The organism is Haloleucobacter albus (genome assembly GCF_052492075.1).
Genome location: NZ_JBQWAS010000021.1, coordinates 139,646 through 162,500 on the forward strand (window position 1 = coordinate 139,646; position 22,855 = coordinate 162,500).

21 protein-coding genes and 1 pseudogene (1 of these 22 only partly in view) are annotated in these 22,855 nt (G+C 58.5%); 6 read left to right on the forward strand and 16 right to left on the reverse strand.

Annotation, left to right across the window (positions count from 1 at the left end; translation table 11 throughout):
- Positions 1–325 precede the first annotated feature (325 nt).
- Positions 326–1,042 (forward strand): CoA transferase subunit A, encoded by a 717-nt coding sequence (locus tag ACT6QH_RS05110; protein ID WP_444973733.1) that lies wholly within the window; start codon positions 326–328, stop codon positions 1,040–1,042.
- Complete coding sequence (locus ACT6QH_RS05115; RefSeq protein ID WP_444973734.1) at positions 1,042–1,686, forward strand: CoA transferase subunit B; 645 nt, start codon at positions 1,042–1,044, stop codon at positions 1,684–1,686. The genes ACT6QH_RS05110 and ACT6QH_RS05115 overlap by 1 nt, the downstream gene beginning before the upstream one ends.
- A 102-nt stretch (positions 1,687–1,788) precedes the next feature.
- On the opposite strand, the gene ACT6QH_RS05120 is transcribed toward ACT6QH_RS05115, so the two are convergent.
- The 4 genes from ACT6QH_RS05120 to ACT6QH_RS05135 all read right to left on the reverse strand — a co-directional run bounded on the left by ACT6QH_RS05120 (position 1,789) and on the right by ACT6QH_RS05135 (position 5,114).
- Positions 1,789–2,583 (reverse strand): enoyl-CoA hydratase/isomerase family protein, encoded by a 795-nt coding sequence (locus tag ACT6QH_RS05120; protein WP_444973735.1) that lies wholly within the window; start codon positions 2,581–2,583, stop codon positions 1,789–1,791.
- 31 nt (positions 2,584–2,614) lie between these two features.
- Positions 2,615–3,568: an NAD(P)H-dependent flavin oxidoreductase gene (locus tag ACT6QH_RS05125; protein ID WP_444973736.1), complete on the reverse strand. Its 954-nt coding sequence runs from the start codon at positions 3,566–3,568 to the stop codon at positions 2,615–2,617.
- A gap of 77 nt (positions 3,569–3,645) precedes the next feature.
- The gene (locus tag ACT6QH_RS05130) at positions 3,646–4,278 is read right to left on the reverse strand and encodes a TetR/AcrR family transcriptional regulator (protein WP_444973737.1); all 633 of its coding nucleotides are present in this window, start codon (positions 4,276–4,278) and stop codon (positions 3,646–3,648) included.
- A gap of 173 nt (positions 4,279–4,451) precedes the next feature.
- Positions 4,452–5,114: an FABP family protein gene (locus ACT6QH_RS05135; RefSeq protein WP_444973738.1), complete on the reverse strand. Its 663-nt coding sequence runs from the start codon at positions 5,112–5,114 to the stop codon at positions 4,452–4,454.
- 894 nt (positions 5,115–6,008) lie between these two features.
- Here ACT6QH_RS05135 and ACT6QH_RS05140 point away from each other — a divergent pair.
- The 4 genes from ACT6QH_RS05140 (at position 6,009) to ACT6QH_RS05155 (ending at position 9,123) form a co-directional block, all read left to right on the forward strand.
- Positions 6,009–6,902, forward strand: coding sequence for an amino acid ABC transporter substrate-binding protein (locus ACT6QH_RS05140; protein ID WP_444973739.1), 894 nt, complete (start codon positions 6,009–6,011; stop codon positions 6,900–6,902).
- Positions 6,903–6,990: 88 nt separating this feature from the next.
- The gene (locus ACT6QH_RS05145) at positions 6,991–7,704 is read left to right on the forward strand and encodes an amino acid ABC transporter permease (RefSeq protein ID WP_444973797.1); all 714 of its coding nucleotides are present in this window, start codon (positions 6,991–6,993) and stop codon (positions 7,702–7,704) included.
- A gap of 2 nt (positions 7,705–7,706) precedes the next feature.
- The gene (locus tag ACT6QH_RS05150) at positions 7,707–8,372 is read left to right on the forward strand and encodes an amino acid ABC transporter permease (protein ID WP_444973740.1); all 666 of its coding nucleotides are present in this window, start codon (positions 7,707–7,709) and stop codon (positions 8,370–8,372) included.
- 13 nt (positions 8,373–8,385) lie between these two features.
- On the forward strand, positions 8,386–9,123 hold the full coding sequence (locus tag ACT6QH_RS05155; protein ID WP_444973741.1) for an amino acid ABC transporter ATP-binding protein: 738 nt from the start codon (positions 8,386–8,388) through the stop codon (positions 9,121–9,123).
- A gap of 121 nt (positions 9,124–9,244) precedes the next feature.
- On the opposite strand, the gene ACT6QH_RS05160 is transcribed toward ACT6QH_RS05155, so the two are convergent.
- The 12 genes and pseudogenes from ACT6QH_RS05160 to ACT6QH_RS05215 all read right to left on the reverse strand — a co-directional run.
- Positions 9,245–9,658 carry a MarR family winged helix-turn-helix transcriptional regulator gene (locus ACT6QH_RS05160; RefSeq protein WP_444973742.1) on the reverse strand — a complete coding sequence of 138 codons (414 nt, stop codon included), beginning with the start codon at positions 9,656–9,658 and terminating at the stop codon, positions 9,245–9,247.
- 78 nt (positions 9,659–9,736) lie between these two features.
- On the reverse strand, positions 9,737–10,222 hold the full coding sequence (locus tag ACT6QH_RS05165) for a nucleoside deaminase (protein ID WP_444973743.1): 486 nt from the start codon (positions 10,220–10,222) through the stop codon (positions 9,737–9,739).
- A 22-nt stretch (positions 10,223–10,244) separates the two neighbouring features.
- Entirely contained in the window at positions 10,245–10,631 is a 387-nt protein-coding gene (locus ACT6QH_RS05170; protein WP_444973744.1) for a DMT family transporter, read from the reverse strand.
- A 58-nt stretch (positions 10,632–10,689) separates the two neighbouring features.
- Complete coding sequence (locus ACT6QH_RS05175) at positions 10,690–11,010, reverse strand: DMT family transporter (protein WP_444973745.1); 321 nt, start codon at positions 11,008–11,010, stop codon at positions 10,690–10,692.
- 2 nt (positions 11,011–11,012) lie between these two features.
- Entirely contained in the window at positions 11,013–11,627 is a 615-nt protein-coding gene (locus tag ACT6QH_RS05180; RefSeq protein ID WP_444973746.1) for a DsbA family oxidoreductase, read from the reverse strand.
- A gap of 554 nt (positions 11,628–12,181) precedes the next feature.
- Complete coding sequence (locus ACT6QH_RS05185) at positions 12,182–13,309, reverse strand: polysaccharide pyruvyl transferase family protein (RefSeq protein WP_444973747.1); 1,128 nt, start codon at positions 13,307–13,309, stop codon at positions 12,182–12,184.
- 259 nt (positions 13,310–13,568) lie between these two features.
- Positions 13,569–14,631: pseudogene (locus tag ACT6QH_RS05190) on the reverse strand (IS3 family transposase).
- A gap of 101 nt (positions 14,632–14,732) precedes the next feature.
- Positions 14,733–15,785, reverse strand: coding sequence for a zinc-binding metallopeptidase family protein (locus tag ACT6QH_RS05195; protein ID WP_444973748.1), 1,053 nt, complete (start codon positions 15,783–15,785; stop codon positions 14,733–14,735).
- Positions 15,786–15,887: 102 nt separating this feature from the next.
- On the reverse strand, positions 15,888–17,102 hold the full coding sequence (locus tag ACT6QH_RS05200; protein ID WP_444973749.1) for a GTP-binding protein: 1,215 nt from the start codon (positions 17,100–17,102) through the stop codon (positions 15,888–15,890).
- 380 nt (positions 17,103–17,482) lie between these two features.
- On the reverse strand, positions 17,483–18,088 hold the full coding sequence (locus tag ACT6QH_RS05205; RefSeq protein WP_444973750.1) for a biliverdin-producing heme oxygenase: 606 nt from the start codon (positions 18,086–18,088) through the stop codon (positions 17,483–17,485).
- Positions 18,089–18,367: 279 nt separating this feature from the next.
- Complete coding sequence (locus ACT6QH_RS05210) at positions 18,368–22,102, reverse strand: vitamin B12-dependent ribonucleotide reductase (protein WP_444973751.1); 3,735 nt, start codon at positions 22,100–22,102, stop codon at positions 18,368–18,370.
- Between the two features lie 516 nt (positions 22,103–22,618).
- On the reverse strand, positions 22,619–22,855 hold the end of the coding sequence (locus ACT6QH_RS05215) for a CDP-alcohol phosphatidyltransferase family protein (RefSeq protein ID WP_444973752.1). 585 nt of this gene lie beyond the right edge of the window; only the last 237 of its 822 coding nucleotides appear in the window; its start codon lies beyond the right edge, outside the window; it ends in the stop codon at positions 22,619–22,621.

Genomic DNA, 22,855 nt, shown 5'->3' on the forward strand with positions numbered 1-22,855 from the left:
GCAATGTCGACCCGCAATAAGGTGCACACCCTGCCCTGGCTGCACGCCGCCTGTTTACCCCTCCCCTTCTTTTACCCCATTACCCCTTGGCATCCCCGCTCGGGAGGACTACGAAACATAAAGGTTGCCGCTATTCCCTATGGTGAGGGAGGCGCAAGGCCATGTGGCCATATGAGGCCGTGGAGTGGAACGAAAGCCCCACCCCGCACCCCGCCACACAGCCCCGCCCAGCATCATAATGAAAAGACGGCGCCCAGCAGCCTTCGCCGGCGGGGCTGCTGAACAATCGGGGGATGGAACCGGCTCCACAGAGGAAGTGAAACCTATGCGTAACAAGGTTTTCGCCGACGCGAAAAGTGCCCTTGAGGGCACCCTGACCGACGGCATGACCATCATGGCCGGAGGGTTCGGCCTGTGCGGCATCCCGGAAAATCTCATTGCTGCAATCCGGGATATCGGGCCGAAACAACTCACCGTCATTTCCAACAATTGCGGTATTGACGATTTCGGCCTCGGCATTCTTCTCGCCAACGGGCAGATCAAGAAGATGATCTCGTCCTATGTGGGCGAAAACAAGCTGTTCGAGAAGCTGTATCTGAGCGGCGAGCTGGAGCTGGAATTCAACCCGCAGGGCACGATGGCCGAGCGTATCCGCGCCGGCGGCGCCGGCATTCCGGCCTTCTACACCCGCACCGGCTACGGCACCATCGTGGCCGAGGGCAAGCCCACCGCCGAGTTCAACGGCCACCAATATGTGCTGGAAACAGCGCTGCATGCCGACCTCTCCATCATCAAGGCATGGAAGGCTGACAAGGCGGGCAACCTCATTTTCCGCAAGACCGCGCGCAACTTCAACCCGATGATGGCGACCGCCGGCAAGCTCACCGTCGCCGAAGTGGAAGAAGTGGTGGAAACCGGCTCGCTGGACCCGGATTTCATCCACACGCCCGGCATCTATGTGGACCGCATCATCGTCAGCAAGAATGCCGAGAAGCGGATTGAGAAAGTCACGACCCGCCCGCGCCCTGAGGAGATGAAGTGATGGCCTGGAACCGCGACCAGATGGCGGCCCGCGCCGCCCAGCAGATCCGTGACGGCTTCTATGTCAATCTCGGCATCGGCATTCCCACTCTCGTGGCCAATGCCCTGCCTGAAGGCATGGATGTGACCTTCCAGAGCGAGAATGGCATGCTCGGCATCGGCCCCTTCCCCTATGCGGGCGAGGAAGATGCCGACCTCATCAATGCCGGCAAGCAGACCGTGACGGAAGTGGCGGAAACCGCCTATTTCTCCAGCGCCGATTCCTTCGCCATGATCCGTGGCGGCCATATGGACCTGTCCATCCTTGGGGCCATGCAGGTCTCCGAGACCGGCGACCTCGCCAACTGGATGGTGCCCGGCAAGATGGTGAAGGGCATGGGTGGCGCGATGGACCTCGTGGCCGGTGCCAAGGAAGTCATCGTGCTGATGGAGCATGTGGAGAAATCCGGCGCGCCCAAGCTGGTGGAGCGCTGCACCCTGCCCCTGACCGGCACCCATGTGACCGATTTCGTCATCACCGATCTGGCCGTGTTTGAATTCACCAAGCGCGGCGGCACGCTGGTGCTGAAGGAACTGGCCCCCGGCGTCACCCTTGATGAGGTGAAGGAAAAGACCGCGGCCAAATTCGAAATCGGCCTGCCCTGATCTTCTGGCCTTCAGGCTGAAGTTTCATGAATCCGAACCCTCCCCGTTTGCGCGGGGAGGGTTTTTCATGCGCGGGAACCTTTTGCAACGCAAGCGCCGGTTTCAGCGATGTTGCAAATGCGGAGTGCGTCTGGAGAGGAAAGCATCAACGGCTTCGTGAAAATCCGCCGTGGCCGCCCCTTCCAGAAAAGCCCGCTTTTCGGCCTCCATCTGCTCCGGCAGAGGGCGGGTGGCTGCGGCCCTCAACAGCGCCTTGGTGCGCGCCAGCGCCGGCAATGAGCGGCTGGCCAGTTGGCGAGCCATCTTTCGGGTTTCCTCTTCCAGAGCCTCACGCGGCACCAGCCGGTTGATGAGGCCGAGGCGCAACGCCTCCTCGCCACCCACAACCTCTCCCAACAGGGCCAGCTCCATGGCCTTTCGCACACCCAGAATCTGCACCAGATTCCATGAGGTGCTGCAATCCGGACTGGCGGCGATGGCCAGATAGGCGGTTGAGAATTTCACGTCATCGGCCGCAATGGCCAGATCCGCCGCCAGCGCCACACCCATTCCACCGCCAGCCACCGGCCCTTTCAGGCTGGCCAGCACCGGGCGGGCATCCTGCGACAGGCGCAGCAGGGGCGCATGCAGCGTATCAATCAGCTCCGCCACCACAGCCGGGTCGTCACTCTCCCGAAAACAGCTCAGATCACCACCGGCAATGAAGGCCCGCCCCGCGCCGGATAGCACGATGACGCGCACTTCCGGGTTCTGCGTCACCTGCTCCACCACCACACGAAAGCGGCGGGCAGCCTCCTGATTCATGGCGTTGAGAACATTGGGCCGGTTGAACTGCAATTCTGCGACGCCATCAGCGATGGAGACGAGAAGAGGCTCGGCATCCTGCGGCCTTGTCATGCTGCTTCTCCAGCTCGTTTGCGTGGCAGTTTCAACTTGCGAAAGAGTCCGTCGCACAGGCGTGCATGGCGGTGCTGTATTCTTCCACCAGACGGGCGCACAATTCACGTGCGGGGAGAATATCCCGAATGGCGCCCACGCCCTGCCCGGCCGACCAGACGGTTTTCCAGGCGCGCGCCTCATTGCTCATATCCAGCGCTCCGGCATGGCTGTCCGCATCCAGATCAATACCGGCGGCAGCGATGGAAGGCCGGAGAAAATTGGCTGGCACGCCGCTGATTTTCGGCGTGTAGACGATATCCGCCGCACTCGCCTCCACCAGCATGTGTTTGTAGTCTTCCTGCACCAGGCATTCGCGCGTGGCCAGAAAGCGCGTGCCGAGATAGGCCATATCCGCCCCCAGCATGCGTGCGGCGGCGATATGGCGGCCATGGCTCATGGCCCCGGCCAGAACGATCGCCCCCTCGAACCAACAGGCAATTTCCGGCACCAGCGCAAAGGGGCTCAGCGTGCCGGCATGCCCCCCCGCGCCCGCACACACCGCAATCAACCCATCGGCCCCGGCCTGCGCGGCCTTTTCGGCATGGCGCACATTCACCACATCATGAAACACAAGGCCACCATAGGAATGCACAGCCTCCACCACATCCCGCACCGCACCGAGCGATGTGATGACCAGCGGCACCTTGTGCTTCACCGTCAGTTCCAGATCCGCCGCCAGCCGGGGGTTGGACTTGTGCACGATAAGATTGACCCCGAACGGTGCGGGCGCACGCCCCTGCGGCCCCTCGGCTTCCGCAAGGCCAGCACGCACCTCCTCCAGCCAGGCCTCATAGCCTGCACTGGAGCGCTGATTAAGCGCGGGAAACGTGCCCACAAGCCCGCTGCGGCAGACTTCCACCACCAGATCTGGCCCGGAGGCCAGAAACATGGGTGAGGCAATGGCCGGCAAGGCCAGGTTCCGAAACAGGGATGGCAGGGCCATGGTTGTGTTCTTCCTCCCGAAAGGGCCGGTCTTTTGCGCCGGCCTCTGTTTTCAGGCGAACGCTTCCGCGCCCGCCTTCAATCACGCGGCATCAGGCCCTTCAGCAGAAATTCTGCCGTGGCGCGGGCAATCTCTTCGGCGGACTGAGCACCTTGCGGATCGTACCAGAGGGCGATCCAGTTCAACGCGCCGGCAATGGTGAAGGCGGCGAGGCGCACATCGCAAGGGGCCAGAGACTCATCCGCCACGCCTTCGGCGATGGTGGCGCGCAAGGTCTGGTCCACATGGGCTTTCAGCCGGCGCAATTCCCGCCGGCTCTCTTCGGAGAGGTCTGCATCCGAGGTACGGATCAGGCTCATGCCGAAATCCTGCGTCATGATCTCGGCATATTTTTCCATCAGCACGCGCAACCGCTCGCGACCATTACCGCTGGCCCGCATCTCTTCCGCAACCGCCGCCTCAATCTGCTCAAGGCCCATGCGACAGCATTCAAAGAGCACCTCGTCCTTGCTCTTGAAATAGTGATATATGGTTGGCTTGGTCACGCTCAGCCGGCGAGCCACATCATCCAGAGAAGTGGCATGAAAGCCCTTCTCATTGAAAAGCCGCACGGCTGTCTTCAGCACCGCTTCGCGCTTGTATTCGCGCGCCTGCCGGCGCTGGGCGGCTGAAGGCCAGGGGGATTCGTCCACATCCTGCGTTCCGCCCATCCCGCTCTGCCCCCGCTTCGCTCTGCCTGCATGACACAGGCCGGCCCGCACGACAACCTGATCGTCAGCATGCTACTTGCGAGTATAAAAGGCGTCAATGCGCCGTATGGGATGACGACATGCCCGCCTCGACGACCGCTGCGCGCACCTGCCGCGCAGCGGTCGGTCAGCCCTCAGCCTTCGGCTTCGGCGTCACCCTCGCTCTCCTCACCCAGCATCGGGTTGGGGCGCGGACGGGCGATACGGCGCATGGTGTTGGTATCGTGATGGTTGAAGACCGGCTCCTTGCCGCGAATGGCCAGATCCGTCCGCGTCAGATAGGTCCAGCTACCATCCTCATTGAAGGTAATATCAATGCGGTAATAGTCGGTCCGAAAGGCTTCATCCAGGAAAGGCGAGGAGCTGATGCCAAAACGCGGATCGCCCCGGCGAGCTTCCACCGCAAGGGTCTTGTCGCCCGGCTTGGCGGAACCGCCCGCCAGCACCACCTGCCCCCGCGGGATCGCGATGGTCTGCATGATGAGGCCCGTGGCCGGCTCATAAAGCCAGTAGCCCACCTGATCGTGGAAAGTGCCATCCTCACCCGGCGCGGTGATATGGATGTGATAGCGCAAACCATACAGAAGCTGCGGGCCATTGGTCTGCGGATCAATCGGCTCCATCCGGATAATTTCGCGATATTCGCGCGTTTCCGGCCCATCCGCCTTGGGGTTCACATCCACCCCACGATCAGACTGCCACATCCCGGCAAGACCGCGCAGCGGGCCCAGGCTGGCTAGTGTATCGGGGGAGAAGTCTTCCGGTTCGGTATAAATATCGTCAGGAATATTCGACATGGGATGTCCTGTTTGGCGAGACCGGTGCACAATGCCCATTTTCCCCTTCCAAGACAAGAACTTGCACCATGAATTAAAGAGGCGACGAACAATGTCGCATACCCGGCGCGGGATACGCCCCCTTCTCCTGAACCAGGCATGATGGAAGCATCTGATCTGCCTCATACTCGGCCATCATTACGCTTTCGCCTCCCGATACCGGTAGAGATGAAATAGCGTACAACACATCTACACCTGCCCGAAAAAACAGCGAATTCACGACGAATATCAACACCTCTCGACCAAGCACAGAAGCGTTCAGAAGGACTAGATAATACGACGACACACAAATTACTTTATATAAGATGCAATCGCGGCAAAACGGCCAAAGGCACTCCAGAATGCAGAGTTATGACATGATAATAAACATAATTATAATATAGAATATACGCCAAAATACTCAAAAAGCAGATCATCCATATAAGTCGCTGCATAATAACCATACACAGCCTTTCAGATGTGATGCCTGCCCATTTATGCGCCATCACCCCATCCGCCCGCCGACACGCTGTGCACAGGCCCGGACACGGATATATGCAGCGCGAAATTTCACGTACCGCACAAAAAATACCCCAAGTTTGCCCTCCAGCCCACCTGAAACACAGACATATCAAAGCCTCAGAATGCCCCGGCCATAACCTTACACAGCACCCCCGCCCCTGCCAGCTCAGCCCAGATGATTTTGCATCGCACACAGTGCTCACAGAGATGCAGCTAAATTTTGTGCTGCACTGCATGAATTGAAGGCAGATAAGAACCGGGAGAAACAAGTATATTTTATTGCAAGGCTTGTCTCATCCTGCGCGATAGTGCCATCCTGAAGCATGAGGTCGACACGGATCCCGAGGAGAACCCATGAAAAAGCATCTGCTTATCGCAGTTGGCGCTTTGATGATGACCAGCAGCGCCTTTGCGCAAGACGTTGATGTGATCGGCAAAATCAAATCCAGCGGCACCATTGTGGAAGGGGTGCGGGAATCGTCCGGGCTGTCCTACACACTGGGCAATGGCAAATATGCCGGCTTCCATTATGAAGTCTGCGCGCATGTGATCGACGACATCAAAAAAGAACTGAACCTGCCGGATCTACAGGTCAAGTATCAGCCCGTCACCTCTCAGAACCGCGTGGCACTTGTCACCAATGGGACGGTTGATCTGGAATGCGGCTCCACCACCAACAACATGGCGCGCGCGCGGGATGTGGCCTTTGCGAACACAACCTTTGTTGAGGAAGTGCGCATTGCGGTGAAAAAGGATTCCGGCATCAATTCGATCACCGATCTGAAGGGCAAAACCGTCGCCACCACCACTGGCACCACATCCGTGCAAACCCTGCGCAAGCACCGCCATGCCGAGGGCGTGAATTTCCGCGAAGTCTATGGCAAGGACCACGCCGACAGCTTTCTGCTGCTGGAGAGCGGACGTGCGGACGCCTTCATCATGGATGGCTCCATCCTCGCCGCCAATATCGCCAAATCCCGCAATCCGCAGAATTTCGCCATTGTGGGTGAAGTGCTCAGCGTGGAACCTATCGCTATCATGATGCCGAAGGACCCCGCCTTCAAGAAGATGGTTGATAACAGCCTGAAGACGATGTTCGAATCCGGCCAGATGGAAAAGATCTACGACAAATGGTTCATGCAGCCCATTCCGCCCACGGGCGTGACAATCGGCCTGCCTTTGCCCCAATCCACCAAGGATGCCTGGGCCAACCCCAACGACAAGCCAGCTGAAGACTACAAGAACTGATCCCTCGACATGACCCGCCGCCCCTTTTCCATTCGGGCTACTTCCTGTGGCGGCGGGTTATTTCAATATATATGAGGGCCCCATGGTATTGGACTGGCAATTCCTGTTTCAGGACACAGGAGCAGGTGAAACCTATTTCGACTGGATGATCCGGGCCTGGGGCTGGACGGTTTCCATCGCTCTGTGCTCCCTGTTCGTCTCCATCAGCCTCGGCATCGTGGTCGGCACCCTGCGCACCCTGCCCAACAGCCGGTTCTGGGCGCCGCTGGCCGTGGTGTGGATTGAGGTTTTCCGAAACATTCCCCTGCTTGTACAGGTCTTTCTCTGGTACATGGTGATCCCGGAATTCATTCCGGCCCTCAAGACCACGCCAACCTTCTATCTGATGGTTGCGGCGCTTGGCCTGTTCACCTCCTCGCGTATTGCCGAGCAGGTGCGCGCGGGCATCCAGTCTCTGCCGCAAGGGCAGACCTATGCCGCCAAGGCTATGGGTTTCACAACCACCCAGAGCTATCGCTATGTCATTTTGCCGATGGCACTGCGTGTGGTGCTTCCGCCGCTAACATCGGAATCCATGAATCTCGTCAAGAACTCGGCAGTCGCCTTTGCGGTCTCTATCGGTGATCTGACAATGTTCGCGATGCAGGCGCAGGAGGAAACCTCCCGTGGCATTGAACTCTATCTGCTTGTGACAATCCTCTATGCGGTGACGGCCTTCGCCATCAACCGCGTGCTGGCCTTCATCGAGGCGCGCAGCCAGGTGCCGGGCTTCATCGTCAGCACCGGCGGGGGAGGACACTGAACATGAATCTCGATCTGAGCTTCTATAACTGGGACATGTTCTCCACCTATGTGGTGCGGGGCTTCTTTTTCAGCGTCCAGCTGACAGTGGTCGCAACGCTGGGTGGCATCATCCTTGGCACCACGCTGGCGCTCATGCGGCTTTCCGGCCGGCGCTGGCTGGCCACGCCAGCCACCTTCTATGTCAATATGATGCGCTCCATCCCGCTGGTGATGGTGATCCTGTGGTTCTTCCTGCTGATCCCCATGATTATCGGCCAGTCGATTGGCGCGGAGTTTTCGGCCTATATCACCTTCATCGCCTTTGAAGGGGCCTTCTTCTCCGAGATCATGCGGGCCGGCATTCAGGCCATTCCGCGCGGGCAGGTTTTTGCCGGGCAGGCTCTGGGCATGACCTATGCGCAGAATATGCGCCTCGTCATTCTGCCACAGGCCTTGCGCAACATGCTGCCCGTGCTTCTCACGCAGACGATTGTCCTCTTTCAGGATACGTCACTGGTCTATGCCATCGGCGCCTATGACCTGTTCAAGGGTCTGGATATCGCCGGAAAGATTTATGGCCGCCCGGTGGAAGCTTATCTGATGGCGGCCTTCGTCTATTTCTTCATCTGCTTTGTCCTGTCCTATCTGGTCAAGCACCTGCAAAGGAAGACAGCCATTGTCCGCTGATGGGAAGAGCGCCATGATCGAAATGAAGCATGTCTCCAAATGGTACGGGGACTATCAGGTCCTGACCGATTGCTCGACCCAGATCGAGAAAGGTGAGGTGGTGGTGGTGTGCGGGCCATCCGGCTCGGGCAAATCCACCCTGATCAAGACCATCAACGCCCTTGAGCCTATTCAGCAGGGCGAAATCTATGTGGATGGCACTGCGGTGCATGACAAGGCCACCAATCTGCCCAAGCTGCGCAGCCGGGTGGGCATGGTGTTCCAGCACTTCGAGCTGTTTCCGCATCTGTCCGTCACCGAAAATCTGACGATTGCGCAAGTGAAGGTTCTCAAACGCAGCAAGGAAGAGGCTAAAAAGCGGGGGCTTGCCATGCTGGATCGCGTCGGCCTTTCCGCGCACAAGGACAAGTTTCCCGGGCAACTCTCCGGCGGCCAGCAGCAACGTGTGGCCATTGCCCGCGCCCTGTCCATGGACCCCATCGTGATGCTGTTCGATGAACCCACCTCAGCCCTTGACCCGGAAATGGTGGGCGAGGTGCTGGACGTGATGATGGGGCTGGCCAGAGAGGGCATGACCATGATGGTCGTTACCCACGAAATGGGGTTTGCGCGCAAGGTCAGCAACCGCGTCATCTTCATGGATGTGGGCGGCAAGATTCTGGAGGATTGCTCCAGCGAGGACTTCTTCAGCAACCCGGAAGCCCGCCAGCCCCGCACTAAGGACTTTCTGGAGAAGATCCTTCAGCATTGACACGCGAATGGCCCTGTTTGCCATTCAGCAATACACATTGAAAAGGCCAGCGCTTCGCCGGCCTTTTCAGATAGGGGCTTGCGAGGCAAGGCAAGAAGGCGCTCCCCGCGCAAGAAGCCCCCTATTGAGGCGTATTCAGTGTTGCAGACAGTAAATCCTCACACCCATATTTTCTGAGCGCCATATCCAGCGCCCTGCCATAATCAGCTTCCGCCTCTTGCAGACGTGCCCGCCCCCGATCCGTCAAGACCGTGTAAACACCACGCTTGTCATCCGGGCAAAGGTCACGAACCGTGAGTTCCGCACGCTCCAAACGCTCCACCAGCCTTGAGATGGAGCTTTGGTTCAACTGCAATTGCACCGCTAGTTCCTGCATGCGCAATTCGGAACTCGGCGAACGGGAAAGCACCTGAAGCGCCCGATACTCCGAAAGCCCCAGGCCATGCCTGTCCTGCATCGCTTTCCCGATATCCGCCTCAATATTGCTGACGGCCTGGACGAGCTTGAGCCATGCATCGCTTTTTCCGGACATCATTTCTGCGGGCTCCCATCAGGCCAGTGTTTCTCATATGTATGTCCATGCAATGACTGGATCAAGTGTCCAACAGGCCGCCTAGCGCATACGCCCTCCCGCATCGAAAACCTGAAACGGAGCCAAACCATCAGGCACAGCCAGTTTGCTCACCGCAGGAGATGTCCACCCGGCCGGATCAGCCGAGAACAGGGCGTAGCCCCCGCGATAATCGAAGCCGTGAGATGCAGCCTCGTCGCGATCAACCGCGAAAAGCACCCGCGATACACCCGCATAGAGCGCGCTCATATAACACATCGCACAGGGCTCGCCCGAAGCCAGCAGCGTGGTGCCGTGAAGATAGGGCACGGCATGGGTGCGGCAGGCATCCCGTATGGCCTCAATCTCGGCATGAGCGGTCGGATCATGATGCTCCCGGACGCGATTGACCCCGCGCCCAAGCAGCCGTCCATCCGGCGAGATGATGAAAGCGGAAAATGGAATCCCGCCATCATGAACATGCGACAGAGCGTAAGAAACGGCCTCTTTCATGAAGGGCGCGAAGCTGGAGCTGGGATCGGTTGTCATGGCAAGTCCTCTCTGTGGCCGATCACGTCGCGCCGGTTTCACCGGCCTGAAACATCGGGCTGTCGGCGAGCTTCAGCCAGACAACACCGGCAATGATGAGCGCCAGCCAGGCAGCCTGGCTCAAGGTGAGAGGTTGATGAAGCAGCAGGCTTCCGAAGACAGCAGCCCCCACCGCACCAATACCCGCCCACACGGCATAACCAATCCCCACATCAATGGATTTCAAGGCGACACTCAGAAAGTAAAGGGTCAGCAGGAAGAAGACGATTGCTGCCAGAGACCAGCTCAAGACAGTAAAAGCCTGACTGCCGCCCACACTGAGGGCGTAACCAATCTCGAAAACGCTGGCGAGCAGCAGCATGAGCCATGCCCGGCCCTTGGGGGGCGCGGTCTGTTCCACATGTGGCATGTCGATTTCCTTTCCGTTCTACGATGTTTTGCAAATAGAATGAGGCTTGCCCCATTCATCACGCCCCGCCGCTGAGCCGCAGCCCCACAACCCCGCCAATGACCAGAACAATTCCCAGCGCCTTCTTCCATTCCAGCTTCTGGCCAAAGAAGAGCGCACCCAGAATGACGATCCCGACGCCTGCAACCGAGGTCCAGAGGGCGTAGCCCACGCCAACATCGAAGGTGAGCAGGGCAAGACTGAGAAAGAAGGTGGCAATGGCGCCGCTGACCAATGTGGCCGCAGTCCACCATGGCTGGGTGAAGCCTTTTGCGTTACCCGCCGAGATCGCCACCGCGATCTCAAAAATCACAGCAATTCCAAGGTAGAGCCAGTGCATCATCATTCTCCGACATGGGGTTGGGTGGTGTGATCGAGTTGGTCCAGCGCCGCTTCCAGCTCCCGCAGGGGCGGCATGCCGCGAAATACCTGCTCGCCAACGACGATGGTGGGCACAGACGTGATCGCCATTTCCTCACGGGCATGGCGCAGCGCCTCCCGGTGAGGTTCGATGTAGGCGCCACTTTCCAGAGCAGACCGGGCTTCGGCGCGATCAAGACCCGCCTCGCCGGCAAGGACGATCAGAACCTCGTCATTGCCAATATCCAGACCATCCTGAAAAAAGCCCCGCAAAACCCGCATGGAGTAAGCGTGGTCCAGCCCTTTCTCCTGAGCGAGCGCGAGCAGCTGAAAGGCTTTGGCAGTGCGCGGCTGCGGAGAAATGGCGGGCAGACGAATGGGCACATTCAACCGCTCCGCCAAGGGGTAAACAGACTGCCGCCAAACCGTTGGCAGATATGGATCTTCCGGCCTCAGGGTCGGCACAGGCTCCGGCCGCAGCTCAAAAGCCCGCCACGACAAGCGGATATTCCGCCCCTCAATGGCCTGCGAGAGCACCTGCTCCGCCAGCAGACAATAGGGACAGACATAATCCGAATAGATGGTTATCTGGTTCATCACCGCCTCATAAGTTGCTTGCACATGCATATATAAGAATGAGCGGCGCGTCAATATGATTGCATGCGCATGCATTTTATGGCGTGAGAAACATCCCGACGGCCGGACTGCGGCGCTGCATGTCTGCTATGAAAATGAAAATTGTGAGGCCCAGAGGGAAACCGCCCTCACCCCATCACAGCTCTGAGAAGCCTTGCTCACGAGCGACAAGGCTTTGGCCATCGTCGCCTGCATGTGCAGCCAGGTCGGGATGGCCTTGTCGTCAAATACAAGGCCATCCCGACCCTATCGCGAGGAGCACCTTTAAGCCCCCTCAACAAAGCGCGGCCGCAATGCTCTACCAAGCCAATAAAGAACGGGACAAGACCCGCTCCGTACAGGACCGACGGACACCACCGGCCACCATCACAACCTTAAGTGCAAGAAGAGCTGCCACAATACCAGATGAGTGACCCTGCGACAGCCCCTTATTTAACACACCACAACCCAACCACAGAACACATTCAGGGCCAGATAAAGCTTGGGAGTAAGATCACGCTAAATATATATCGTGCTTATGTATTTGCACCGTCATTCGCGACATCTGCGATCCAAGGCCGTCCGATCCGGGAAAAATCGAACGCGCCCAAGGCCGCCTGGAAGCGATCAGAAAACCGCAGACCATTCCTCTGCAAAAAGATATGAAAGCGTGCAATCTTGTTGTGGTAATCAGAGATCATTGGCGTGAAGTCAGCCCTGTCAATATAACTAGAGACAGGGAGATTTGCTTGAAACTCATCTTCCTCAATGAAGGGGAATGAGAAAAACTCTGCCAATTCCCGAGTCCGCGTATCGCACACAATGACGAGCGAACGAATTCCGGCCAGAAATGCTATGACATTTCCATGGAACCTCGATCCCATCGAAAAATCATAATGACTGCAATAGTCCACCCATTCTGAAAGAGAAAACATGACTTTCTCATTTTCTGAGATCCATGCCCGAATTCGATCATAGTCAGGCTCAGAAAAGGGCTTCATCTCAGAGAAGCGCAAATGTGTCTGCTCCGCAAACCCTTGGAAGTTGTCGGCGAAGTATCTGAGCGTCTCAATTTCTTGAGCTGACAAAGCTTCGTAAAACGTTCGGAAGTTCGCCGTATAACGCCCACTCTCTTCAGCCGCCATCGACCGGTCTAAAATTGTGTGAAATGACTTTTGATAGAGGGGGTATTGATATACTGACGGGCAACCGATGACTTCGATATTCCGAATCCCATATTTACTCAGTATTTCAGCCGTATAATTACCCCGAACGGCAATCGTAGACCGATCTGCAATCCGCTCAAGCGTATATTTCATATCCGGGCTGAGAGCGAAATCCGACCTATATTCCTTTGAATGAAGCCCAACACTGATCGCAACAATTTTTTTATCAGAATGGCGATCAAGCAGTGTCTTTATCGTATCGGGAGCTTCAACGCCCTGCCTGATCCAGATGAGATCTGATGTTACGAATGTGCTGTAATCAGCAAGCTCGCCATTCGAAGCATGTATATAGCCTCTTGGCAAGACATCCAAATCGATGATCGCTGCAATTCCAGAGATGAATGCGCAGTTACCGGTATTTCCACCAATAATTGAAAAGTTAATCGACTCACTATAGACCGGATCTGTCGCATCAACAAAATACGCTGCGCTTCTCATTGGCCACCAAATCTCCAGCTTACATACTGTAAGCACAATGTCTGAAATTCGCAGTCGTATCAAGCAACACACGGTTGATATTGAGCGGTATCGACAGATTTAAGAATATACTCTTGTCTATTGAAATCAAAACAGATTGCATCGGGGTATTTACATTGCAGAAAAATTCCCGCCTGGATTGAGATCCATCACGTCGCAACCCGCACCAGAAACATGGTGCCCAAGGCCTCAACTGTTCATGCCACGGCCCATGTCGACATCACTGCGGCGGGTGACGCAGCAGATCCCGTTTCGCGTTCATATTGTGGGCGTACTCGGTTGGGGTCAGCCAACCGAGCCGGGAGTGATGTCTTTTGAGATTGTAGCCGTTTCACCAAGCCTGCCGGATTGCCCGAACGTGCAAGAGCGAGGGGAACAGCGTCTCATTGAGCAGTTCATCCCTGAGCCGACTGTTGAAGTTTTCGATGAAGCCGTTCTGCATCGGCTTTCCCGACGCGATGTCGCGCCAGTCGATCTGCATCTGGTCAGCGAAGCCCAGGATGGCATTCAAGGTGAACTCGGTCGTTATCGCTGACCACCATATTGGGCCTTCCGCGCCTCGCCATGAGCACTTCCAGTTCCTAGGCCACACACAGGCCAGAGAGCGACGTATCGCGTCAAGCGCCAGGCTTTCGCGGGTGCAATCGTCCACGATCGTAAGGACACGGAAGCGCCGGCTGTCGGTAAGCTGGCCATAGGCGAGGTCGCACCCACCCCTCGTTCGGAGCCGCAGGGATCAGCACAGGTCCCTTGTGCCCATTGCCCGCTTCCGGCGACCGCGTCGACGCACAGACAGCTTTTCTTCCCGGTAAATGTGGAACAGGCGCTTGTGATTGACCTCATATCCTTCGCGGCGAGCAGGACGTGTAGTCATCGATAGCCGAACCGTCGCCGCTCATGGGTAATCGCTTTCATCCACTCGCGCAGCACCACATCGTCCACTCGTTTGGTCTGGTAGCGCCTTGTCATGCGGCAACAGCCAAGGATCTTGCACGCCTGCCACTCGCTCTACAGAGAGCGTCACCATTTTTTGACAAGAAGTCTTTCCGCGCCGCGTTGTCGAGCATGCTGTCGGCCCGAAACTTCTTCAGCTTGGCGCTCTCATCTTCAATCGTCTTTAGCCAGTTGCCGCTGACATACATGCCGCCATACTTGGCCTTCCACTTGTAGGTGCCAGCATTGCTAACGCCGTGCTTGCGGCACAATTCCGCGACAGGAACATCCGTCTCGTACTCCTTCAATATCCCAATGATCTGCTCTTTGGAAAATCGATTGCACTTCATCTCTGGTCCTTTTCACGGTGCCAGAGACTACTTCAAACCGGATTAGTTCAATGGGGTAACGTCAGTGACCCCGTGTCCCGGCTCCTCAGTGCAAAAAAGCCTTATGCGCGGCCTTGCACCAGATTATGAATATAGCCAAGCTTGCCCACCACTGGTGGTGGAATCATGAATGGGTAAAGATCAGGCTGCCCCATTGAGCGGTTCAGGCAGTTGATGGCGTATGTCAGCGGAAGCCATGCTTTCACCAATACATCCATATCATTGGCCTGCATCGGGCTGAAGATGGCGTTCATTCCCATATGCTGATCCGATGTGATGCCCGGATCAATGCGAATACCAAAAGCGCCAGCCATTTCCAGCGTGTCGAGAATGTGCAGATAGTGCGCCCATGTTTCGGCCCAGTCTTCCCAAGGATGCATGGTGGCATAGGCGCTGACGAAACTGTTCTGCCAGCCAGCCGGTGCGCCCTGCTGATAATGCTGGTCCAGAGCGACGGCATAATCTTTCCGCTCATCACCGAAGACCGCGCGGAAACTCTCCAGTTGCCCGCCGTCACGCACCAGCCTGTCCCAGTAATAATGGCCAACCTCATGGCGGAAATGCCCCAGCAGCGTGCGATACAATTCGCCCATGGAGGCTCGCGCGGCCTCCCTTCGGGCGTCATCCGCTTCGCTCAGGGCGATGGTGATGAGGCCATTATCATGCCCTGTCTTCACTCGAGGCCCGGAAGGTGGGTCTGCCGGAAAATCAAAAACCAACGGTTCTGCATCTCCGCTCACCACCGTGGGAATAGGCAGTTGCAGGCGAATGAGAGAATAGAAGAGACGACGCTTGGCCTCTTCTATCTTCTGCCAGTTACGCAGATGATCCGACAGGGACACATCCGGTATTGTGCGGTTATGCTGGCAGGCCAGACAGTAACTCTCCCCGCTCCCCGTATCGACCATCCAGTTGCAGGCGCTCTGTTCCCAGTTGGCGCAGAAACGATAGCGCCGGTCTGGGCTGGCCAGCGCTATCCAGTTCGGCCCATCGGGCACCACAGCGCTCAGCGTTCCCATATCCGGCAGGTAGCCAATGCGGTGGCCACAGATTTGGCAGATCGTATTCTCAAAATAGAGAACCTGCCCGCAGCTCTGGCATTTGAAAAGCAGCATCAACGCCTCGCGCAATGGCCGACCACCTCCAGACTGTGCACGCAAAAAATCCGGGAAGCCAGACTTCCCGGATCTTGCTCTCTAAAACGTGCCGCTATTCCCTCAGGCTGGGGCCGCCTCCCAGGCCGGAAAGGGGTCTGGCAGATATTGCAGGGCTTCCGGGTTGAATTCCTTAGGGTCATCCGGGCCGATCAGGCAGGCATCCAGCTCCGCGCGCATGGCCGCTTCATCCATCCCCATGCCAATAAACACCAGCTCCTGTCGCCGGTCGCCATAGCCGGGCACCCATTGGGCACGCAGCCAGGAACGCCAGTCTGGTTGGGTGGGCCAATATTCCTCCGGCACGCTGGCCCACCAGCGGCCGATGGAACCTGTCTGGCAGATCGCCCCGGCCAGGCTCATCTCTCCCACGCGGCGCGGGCGGGTCGCCAGCCAGAACAAGCCCTTGGCCCGCACCAGCCCCGGCCATGTCCGCGCCAGAAAATCATTGAAACGCTTCGGCTGAAAGGGACGGCGTGCCCTATAGACGAAGCTGGAAATGCCATACTCCTCCGTCTCCGGCACATGGTCCTTGAAACCGTTGAGTTCCTTGGCCCACATGGGGTGCAAGCTGGCCTTGTCACTATCGAACCGCCCGGTGCCCAGCACATCACGGGTGGAAACGCGGGAATAATCGGTCTCGATCAGACGGGCATCGGGGTTCAGCGCTTTCACCACGCCACGCACTGTGGCCCGCTGTTCCGGGGCAACTTCCGAAACCTTGTTGAGCACGATCACATCGGCAAATTCGATCTGCTCCGTCAGAAGATCCACAAGAGTGCGGTCATCTCCCTCGCCGGCAATCTCACCCCTGTCGCGCAGGAAATCGCGCGAGCCGAAATTGCGCAACAGATTGGCGGCATCGACCACCGTCACCATGGTATCGAGACGGGCGATGTCGGACAGGGAGAAGCCCTCCTCATCGCGAAAATCGAAGGTGGCGGCCACGGGCAAGGGCTCGGCGATACCGGTGGATTCAATCAGCAGATAATCAAACCGCTTTTCATCGGCCAGCCGACGAACTTCACTCAGCAGATCATCACGCAGGGTGCAACAAATGCAGCCATTGGTCATCTCCACCAGCTTTTCCTGGGTGTGAGACAGATCCGCCCCACCGGAGCGCACCAGCTCTGCATCAATATTCACCTCGCTCATGTCATTGACGATGACGGCAACCTTCAGCCCCTCGCGATTGGCGAGGATGTGGTTGAGCAGTGTGGTTTTTCCGGAACCGAGAAAGCCGGACAGCACCGTTACCGGCAGGCGGGTTTCCCGCATGTCACATCACTCCGGTTGATGGATGAAAGACGAGGGCGCGTGGCCAGACAGCACAAGCAGAAGAACCTGCCCGACCACGCGCCGCACTCGACGACACAAAATGATATATTATATCTCTAGATGGCGCGTAAAGGGGTAAAGCGCACGCAAGCCGTAAAAAGCCGGCTTCGCAGGATGTGCGCCATATCCGTCGCGAAACGACGCGAACCCATTCATTGCGGAGAAGAAGCACTCGCGCCTGCTGTCCGCCCAGACAGCGCCCGAGCCAAAACAAAACCGGCCCCATGGATGCGCCATGGAGCCGGTTCTCATAAACAGGCCATATGTCAGAAGCGCCCATGAAGGCGCATCAGGATCAGCTCGCGTTGCCGCCAGCCCCCTCAGGCGTTTGCGAACATCTGCGTCACCAGACCATGCACGCGATGGAAGGCGGCCTCAGCGCCTGCCGCCACGCGGGCTTCACCGGCTTCATCCAGATCCACCTTGTCCAGCGCTGCGGTGAAGGTGCGCCAGTGCAGGCCACGCCCTTCCGGTGCCCCCGCCAGATGATGCGCCCCGAATGTTTCGGAAAGCCCCAGCCCAGCCGCCGCCTTCAGCAGGAAGGCCGCCCCCATGTTGGAACCTTCTGCCACATAGAGCCAGCCCATCGCCGTGGGAATATCCACTTCGCCGCCTTCAAAAGCTGGCGGCTGGGTAGCATCCGGCGGCGTAATGCCGAGATCAGCCAGATCCTGCGCCACTTGCGCAAAGCGCCGACGCCCCTCCAAATCCGGCAACATGCCATCCAGAACCGGATTGGAATAGAGCGCCTCAATATCGCGATGAAACAGATACTGGACCTTCAGGAACAGACCATAACGTTCCCGGCTCTCAAATGGCCGGCCGGCCATGATGGATTTATCGAGCTTGTCGTGGGTCTCGTGGGTCAGCGCCTTCAGCGCCTTGGCCCGGCTCTCAGCAGGGCGTTCCAGCGTATCGGTGGTCATCTCGTTCCTCAAATCGCATGCCGCAGACATATGCGGCGGCCCGGCCTGTGACGCACACATCTGCCACAACCGCCGCTGGAATGGGTACATCTCCAGCTGCAACAGAGCGCGCGGATTTCCCTGCCAAGACCATAAACCGAACCAGAATCGAGAACCACCACCTTCCCACGTCAGAAAGGCATCGCCCACCCCTGCGACATGCAGGGGTGGGCGAACAGGATCACTTGAAAGGCCGGAGCACGACAGTCTGGCGCGCGCCCTGAACTTTCACAACCGGGCTCAGCTACAGCCCGTCGTGGCACCGCAGGTGTCGCACTTCAGGCAGGTGCCATTGCGCACCAGCGTGAAGTTCATGCACTCCGGGCAAGCCTCACCCTCATAGCCCTTGGCGCGCGCCTCTGCACGGGCTTCGGCCTTGCGGGCGGAGGCATTGCGCCAAGGCAGTTCCGCCGTGGTCTCGCCCAGATCGACTTCCGTCTCCACCACCGTTTCCGTCAGTTCGGCAGTTTCCACCTTCAGCGCCACGGTGGTCTCACTGCTGCGACCGCGCAGAACGGTGACATTATCCCCCTGCCCGCGCGTCTCGCCATTTCCGGGAGCCGGCGTGCTGACGGTGGGCTGCGGCACCACAAGATTCACCGCCTTGCCGCGCACCAGCCCCTTGGAGACGATGCGGGCCGGGTTGGAAGCCTTGCCCTCATCCGCACCCTTGCCCAGCGCATCAAAGCCCGTATCGCTCAGATCCACATGGCCCAGATCATTGCGGCCCATATAGGAAACGGCCAGCTCGCGGAACACATAGTCCAGAATAGAGGTCGCGTATTTGATCGCCTCATTGCCCTGCACCGGGCCGGCTGGCTCGAAGCGGGTAAAGGTGAAGGCGTCCACATATTCATCCAGCGGCACGCCATATTGCAGGCCGAGCGAGATGGCGATGGCGAAATTGTTCAACAGCGAGCGAAGGGCCGCGCCCTCCTTGTGCATGTCGATGAAGATCTCACCGAGGCGGCCATCATCATATTCACCCGTACGCAGATACACCTTGTGTCCGCCTACAAGCGCCTTCTGGGTATAGCCCTTGCGGCGATCCGGCATCTTCTCGCGGGCACGCACGCGGTGCTCGACAATCCGCTCCACCACCTTTTCCACGACCTTCTCGGTCACGACAGCGGCGCGGGCAACGGCCGGCTGGGCCATCAGCACCTCAACGGCATCGTCCTCATCATCCTCATCCGCCACCAGCTGGGCATTGAGGGGCTGGGAGAGCTTGGAGCCATCGCGGTAAAGGGCATTCGCCTTCAACGCCAGCCGCCAGGAGAGCATATAGGCGGCCTTGCTATCCTCGACGCCAGCCTCATTCGGCATGTTGATGGTCTTGGAAATCGCGCCAGAGATGAAGGGCTGGGCCGCAGCCATCATGCGGATGTGGCTTTCCACCGAGAGATAACGCTTGCCCATGCGTCCGCAAGGCGAGGCGCAATCGAACACCGGCAGATGCTCATCCTTCAAATGCGGCGCGCCTTCCAGCGTCATGGCACCGCACACATGCACATTGGCGGCGTCAATCTCAGCCTTGGAGAAGCCGAGGAAAGCCAGAAGATCAAACTTCGGGTCAGCAAGCTGGGCCGATGTCACCTTCAGCTGCTTCGTCAGGAATTCCTCGCCGAAGGTCCAGCGATTGAAGGCGAACTTGATATCGAACGCGGTCTTCACCGCAGCCGCAGCCTTGGCCAGCGCGGCATCATCAAAACCCTTGGCCCGCAGGCTGGATGGATTGATGGCCGGGGCCTGATCCAGCGTGCCATGGCCCACAGCATAGGCTTCCATCTCGGCGATTTCGGCCTCGCTGTAGCCCAGCGCCCGCAGGGCATCCGGCACGGCACGGTTGATGATCTTGAAATAGCCGCCGCCGGCCAGCTTCTTGAACTTCACCAGAGCGAAATCAGGCTCAATCCCGGTGGTGTCGCAATCCATCACCAGACCAATGGTGCCGGTGGGGGCGATGACGGAGACCTGCGCATTGCGATAGCCGTGGCGCTCGCCCAGCTCCAGCGCACGATCCCACGCCCGTGCGGCATGGTTCACGAGGCGCGAGGGGCAGGCCGTCACATCCAGCGGCACCGGGGCGATGGAGAGTTTCTCATACCCTTCCGCATGGCCATAGGCTGCACGGCGATGGTTGCGGATGACCCGCAGCATGGAGCCGGCATTCTCGTCATAAGCCGGGAAAGCCCCCAGCTCGCGCGCCATTTCTGCGGAGGTCGCATAGGCCACGCCCGTCATGATGGCGGTGAGCGCACCGCAAATGGCCCGGCCTTCCGCAGAATCATACGGAATGCCGGAGGACATCAGAAGGCCGCCAATATTGGCGTAGCCCAGCCCCAGCGTGCGATATTGATAGGACAATTCCGCAATGCGGCGCGAGGGGAACTGCGCCATCAGAACCGAGACTTCGAGCACCACGGTCCACAGCCGCACGGCGTGCTCATAGCTGGAAACGTCGAACTGCTTGTCCTTGTCGCGGAACTGCAAAAGGTTCAACGAAGCCAGATTGCAGGCCGTGTCATCCAGGAACATATATTCCGAGCACGGATTGGAGGCGCGAATATCGCCGCCCGCCGGGCAGGTGTGCCAATCATTGATGGTGGTGTGGAACTGGATACCCGGATCAGCACAATGCCATGCCGCCGAACCGATCTTCTCCCACAGGTCCCGCGCCTTCACGGTGCGCGCCACCTGGCCATCGGTGCGGCGGATCAGGTTCCAGTCCTCATCAGCCTCGACAGCCCGCAGGAAATCATCCGACACCCGCACGGAATTGTTGGAATTCTGGCCGGCCACCGTCAGATAGGCCTCGCCATCCCAATCCGTGTCATAGATATCGAAATCAATATCCTTGTAGCCCTGCCGAGCGAACTGGATGACGCGACGAATAGCGGTATCAGCCACCGCCACCTTGCGCGCTGCGCGGATCTCGCGCTTGAGAGCGGGGTTGCGCTCCGGGTCGAAGCAGGAATCGCCCTCGCCATCACAATTCACGCAGGCCTTCATGATGGCCTTCAGATGCCTGGCGTTCAGACGCGACCCGGTGACGAGCGCCGCCACCTTCTGCTCTTCCTTCACCTTCCATTCGACATAGGCTTCAACATCGGGATGGTCGGCATCCACCACCACCATCTTGGCCGCCCGCCGCGTGGTGCCGCCGGACTTGATGGCCCCGGCCGCCCGGTCCCCGATCTTCAGGAAGCTCATGAGGCCGGAGGAGCGCCCGCCGCCGGAGAGACGCTCGCCCTCCGCCCGCAGAGAGGAGAAATTGGAGCCCGTGCCCGAGCCATATTTGAACAGGCGCGCCTCACGGACCCACAGATCCATGATGCCGCCCTCATTCACGAGATCATCACCCACGGACTGGATGAAGCAGGCATGCGGCTGGGGGTGTTCATAGGCCGAGGTCGAGGCCAGAAGCTCACCCGTGCGATAATCAACGTAAAAATGGCCCTGCCCCGGCCCGTCAATGCCATAGGCCCAGTGCAGGCCGGTATTGAACCATTGCGGGGAATTGGGCGCAGCCATCTGCATGGCGAGCATGTAGCGATGCTCGTCAAAGAAAGTCTGCGCGTCGGCTTCGGTATCGAAATAGCCGCCCTTCCAGCCCCAATAGGTCCAGGTGCCAGCCAGCCGGTCAAACACCTGCCGGGCATCCGCCTCACCCACATAACGCCCGGCTTCGGGCAGCAGAGCCAGTGCATCCTGATCCGGCACGGAGCGCCACAGGAAGGAGGGCACATCATGCTCCTCCACCTTCTTCAGCCGTGCAGGCACCCCCGCCTTGCGGAAATATTTCTGCGCCAGAATATCGCTGGCCACCTGCGAGAACTGGGCCGGAACCTGAATCCCCTCCTGGCGGAACACCACGGAGCCATCCGGATTGCGAATTTCGCTGACGGTCGTGCGGAACGCGATATCAGCGTAAGGGGAACGTCCTTCCTGCGTGTATCGACGTTCAAAGCGCATGACCTTCTCCCTTATGTCAGCCTTATCTGGCGACAGCTCTCACTGACGATCGCCCTGCCTGAAGCAGGGCATAACGAGGCGTTCCCGGAAGCCTGCGGAAACGAGGCCCCAAGGGTGCAAACTATATTGTGCAGCAGACGCAACCAGCCTCCGAACGGGCAAAATGCCTGCTATGGGAGGCTGAGTTGCGAGACGCTAGAGCGAGTCCCATACCCCGTCAATGGGGTCGATTTGCGCATATATTGTACGCGCATCATGACAGACGCACAACATATCGCATCAGAGCGTTGGGGAGAGCGACGAAGAGTCTTGTGCTGCGGGGGGTTAGGAGGAAGCGGCCCATGCCACCCGACACTGTCTCAAAAAGGTGACAGGCTCGGCCTCTTCACCGTCTTCCACAAGCCCACGGCAGAGTTGAAGGCGTCGATCTTTACATCTTGACGATGAAGATGGGGTGCAAAAATGAGATTCTGCACGCATGCGGCGCATAGACCACAGGCGTGCAGACTCAGCCGTTCAATCTGGATGACCCGCCTTTTCGGCCTGCCAAACCTTCATGAGCCGCCGGTATCGCAGAGTCGAAATTGGCAACAAGGCCAGATACAAAACCGAGCATACGGACAGCACGATCCACGGATAGCTGGCAAGCAAGGCAAAGAAGAGCGCCACCAGCACGAAAAGCGGCAACACCATATCTCGCCGCACGCGACGGCCCATGGTTTTGCCCGACCAGGCAGGCACCGTCGATATCAT

Bases quoted from the DNA above. Each gene is read 5' to 3' on its own strand.
- ACT6QH_RS05110 (WP_444973733.1), top strand. From the start codon at position 326: ATGCGTAACAAGGTTTTCGCCGACGCGAAAAGTGCCCTTGAGGGCACC.
- ACT6QH_RS05115 (WP_444973734.1), top strand. From the start codon at position 1,042: ATGGCCTGGAACCGCGACCAGATGGCGGCCCGCGCCGCCCAGCAGATC.
- ACT6QH_RS05120 (WP_444973735.1), bottom strand. From the start codon at position 2,583: ATGACAAGGCCGCAGGATGCCGAGCCTCTTCTCGTCTCCATCGCTGAT.
- ACT6QH_RS05125 (WP_444973736.1), bottom strand. From the start codon at position 3,568: ATGGCCCTGCCATCCCTGTTTCGGAACCTGGCCTTGCCGGCCATTGCC.
- ACT6QH_RS05130 (WP_444973737.1), bottom strand. From the start codon at position 4,278: ATGGGCGGAACGCAGGATGTGGACGAATCCCCCTGGCCTTCAGCCGCC.
- ACT6QH_RS05135 (WP_444973738.1), bottom strand. From the start codon at position 5,114: ATGTCGAATATTCCTGACGATATTTATACCGAACCGGAAGACTTCTCC.
- ACT6QH_RS05140 (WP_444973739.1), top strand. From the start codon at position 6,009: ATGAAAAAGCATCTGCTTATCGCAGTTGGCGCTTTGATGATGACCAGC.
- ACT6QH_RS05150 (WP_444973740.1), top strand. From the start codon at position 7,707: ATGAATCTCGATCTGAGCTTCTATAACTGGGACATGTTCTCCACCTAT.
- ACT6QH_RS05155 (WP_444973741.1), top strand. From the start codon at position 8,386: ATGATCGAAATGAAGCATGTCTCCAAATGGTACGGGGACTATCAGGTC.
- ACT6QH_RS05160 (WP_444973742.1), bottom strand. From the start codon at position 9,658: ATGATGTCCGGAAAAAGCGATGCATGGCTCAAGCTCGTCCAGGCCGTC.
- ACT6QH_RS05165 (WP_444973743.1), bottom strand. From the start codon at position 10,222: ATGACAACCGATCCCAGCTCCAGCTTCGCGCCCTTCATGAAAGAGGCC.
- ACT6QH_RS05170 (WP_444973744.1), bottom strand. From the start codon at position 10,631: ATGCCACATGTGGAACAGACCGCGCCCCCCAAGGGCCGGGCATGGCTC.
- ACT6QH_RS05175 (WP_444973745.1), bottom strand. From the start codon at position 11,010: ATGCACTGGCTCTACCTTGGAATTGCTGTGATTTTTGAGATCGCGGTG.
- ACT6QH_RS05180 (WP_444973746.1), bottom strand. From the start codon at position 11,627: ATGAACCAGATAACCATCTATTCGGATTATGTCTGTCCCTATTGTCTG.
- ACT6QH_RS05185 (WP_444973747.1), bottom strand. From the start codon at position 13,309: ATGAGAAGCGCAGCGTATTTTGTTGATGCGACAGATCCGGTCTATAGT.
- ACT6QH_RS05195 (WP_444973748.1), bottom strand. From the start codon at position 15,785: ATGCTGCTTTTCAAATGCCAGAGCTGCGGGCAGGTTCTCTATTTTGAG.
- ACT6QH_RS05200 (WP_444973749.1), bottom strand. From the start codon at position 17,102: ATGCGGGAAACCCGCCTGCCGGTAACGGTGCTGTCCGGCTTTCTCGGT.
- ACT6QH_RS05205 (WP_444973750.1), bottom strand. From the start codon at position 18,088: ATGACCACCGATACGCTGGAACGCCCTGCTGAGAGCCGGGCCAAGGCG.
- ACT6QH_RS05210 (WP_444973751.1), bottom strand. From the start codon at position 22,102: ATGCGCTTTGAACGTCGATACACGCAGGAAGGACGTTCCCCTTACGCT.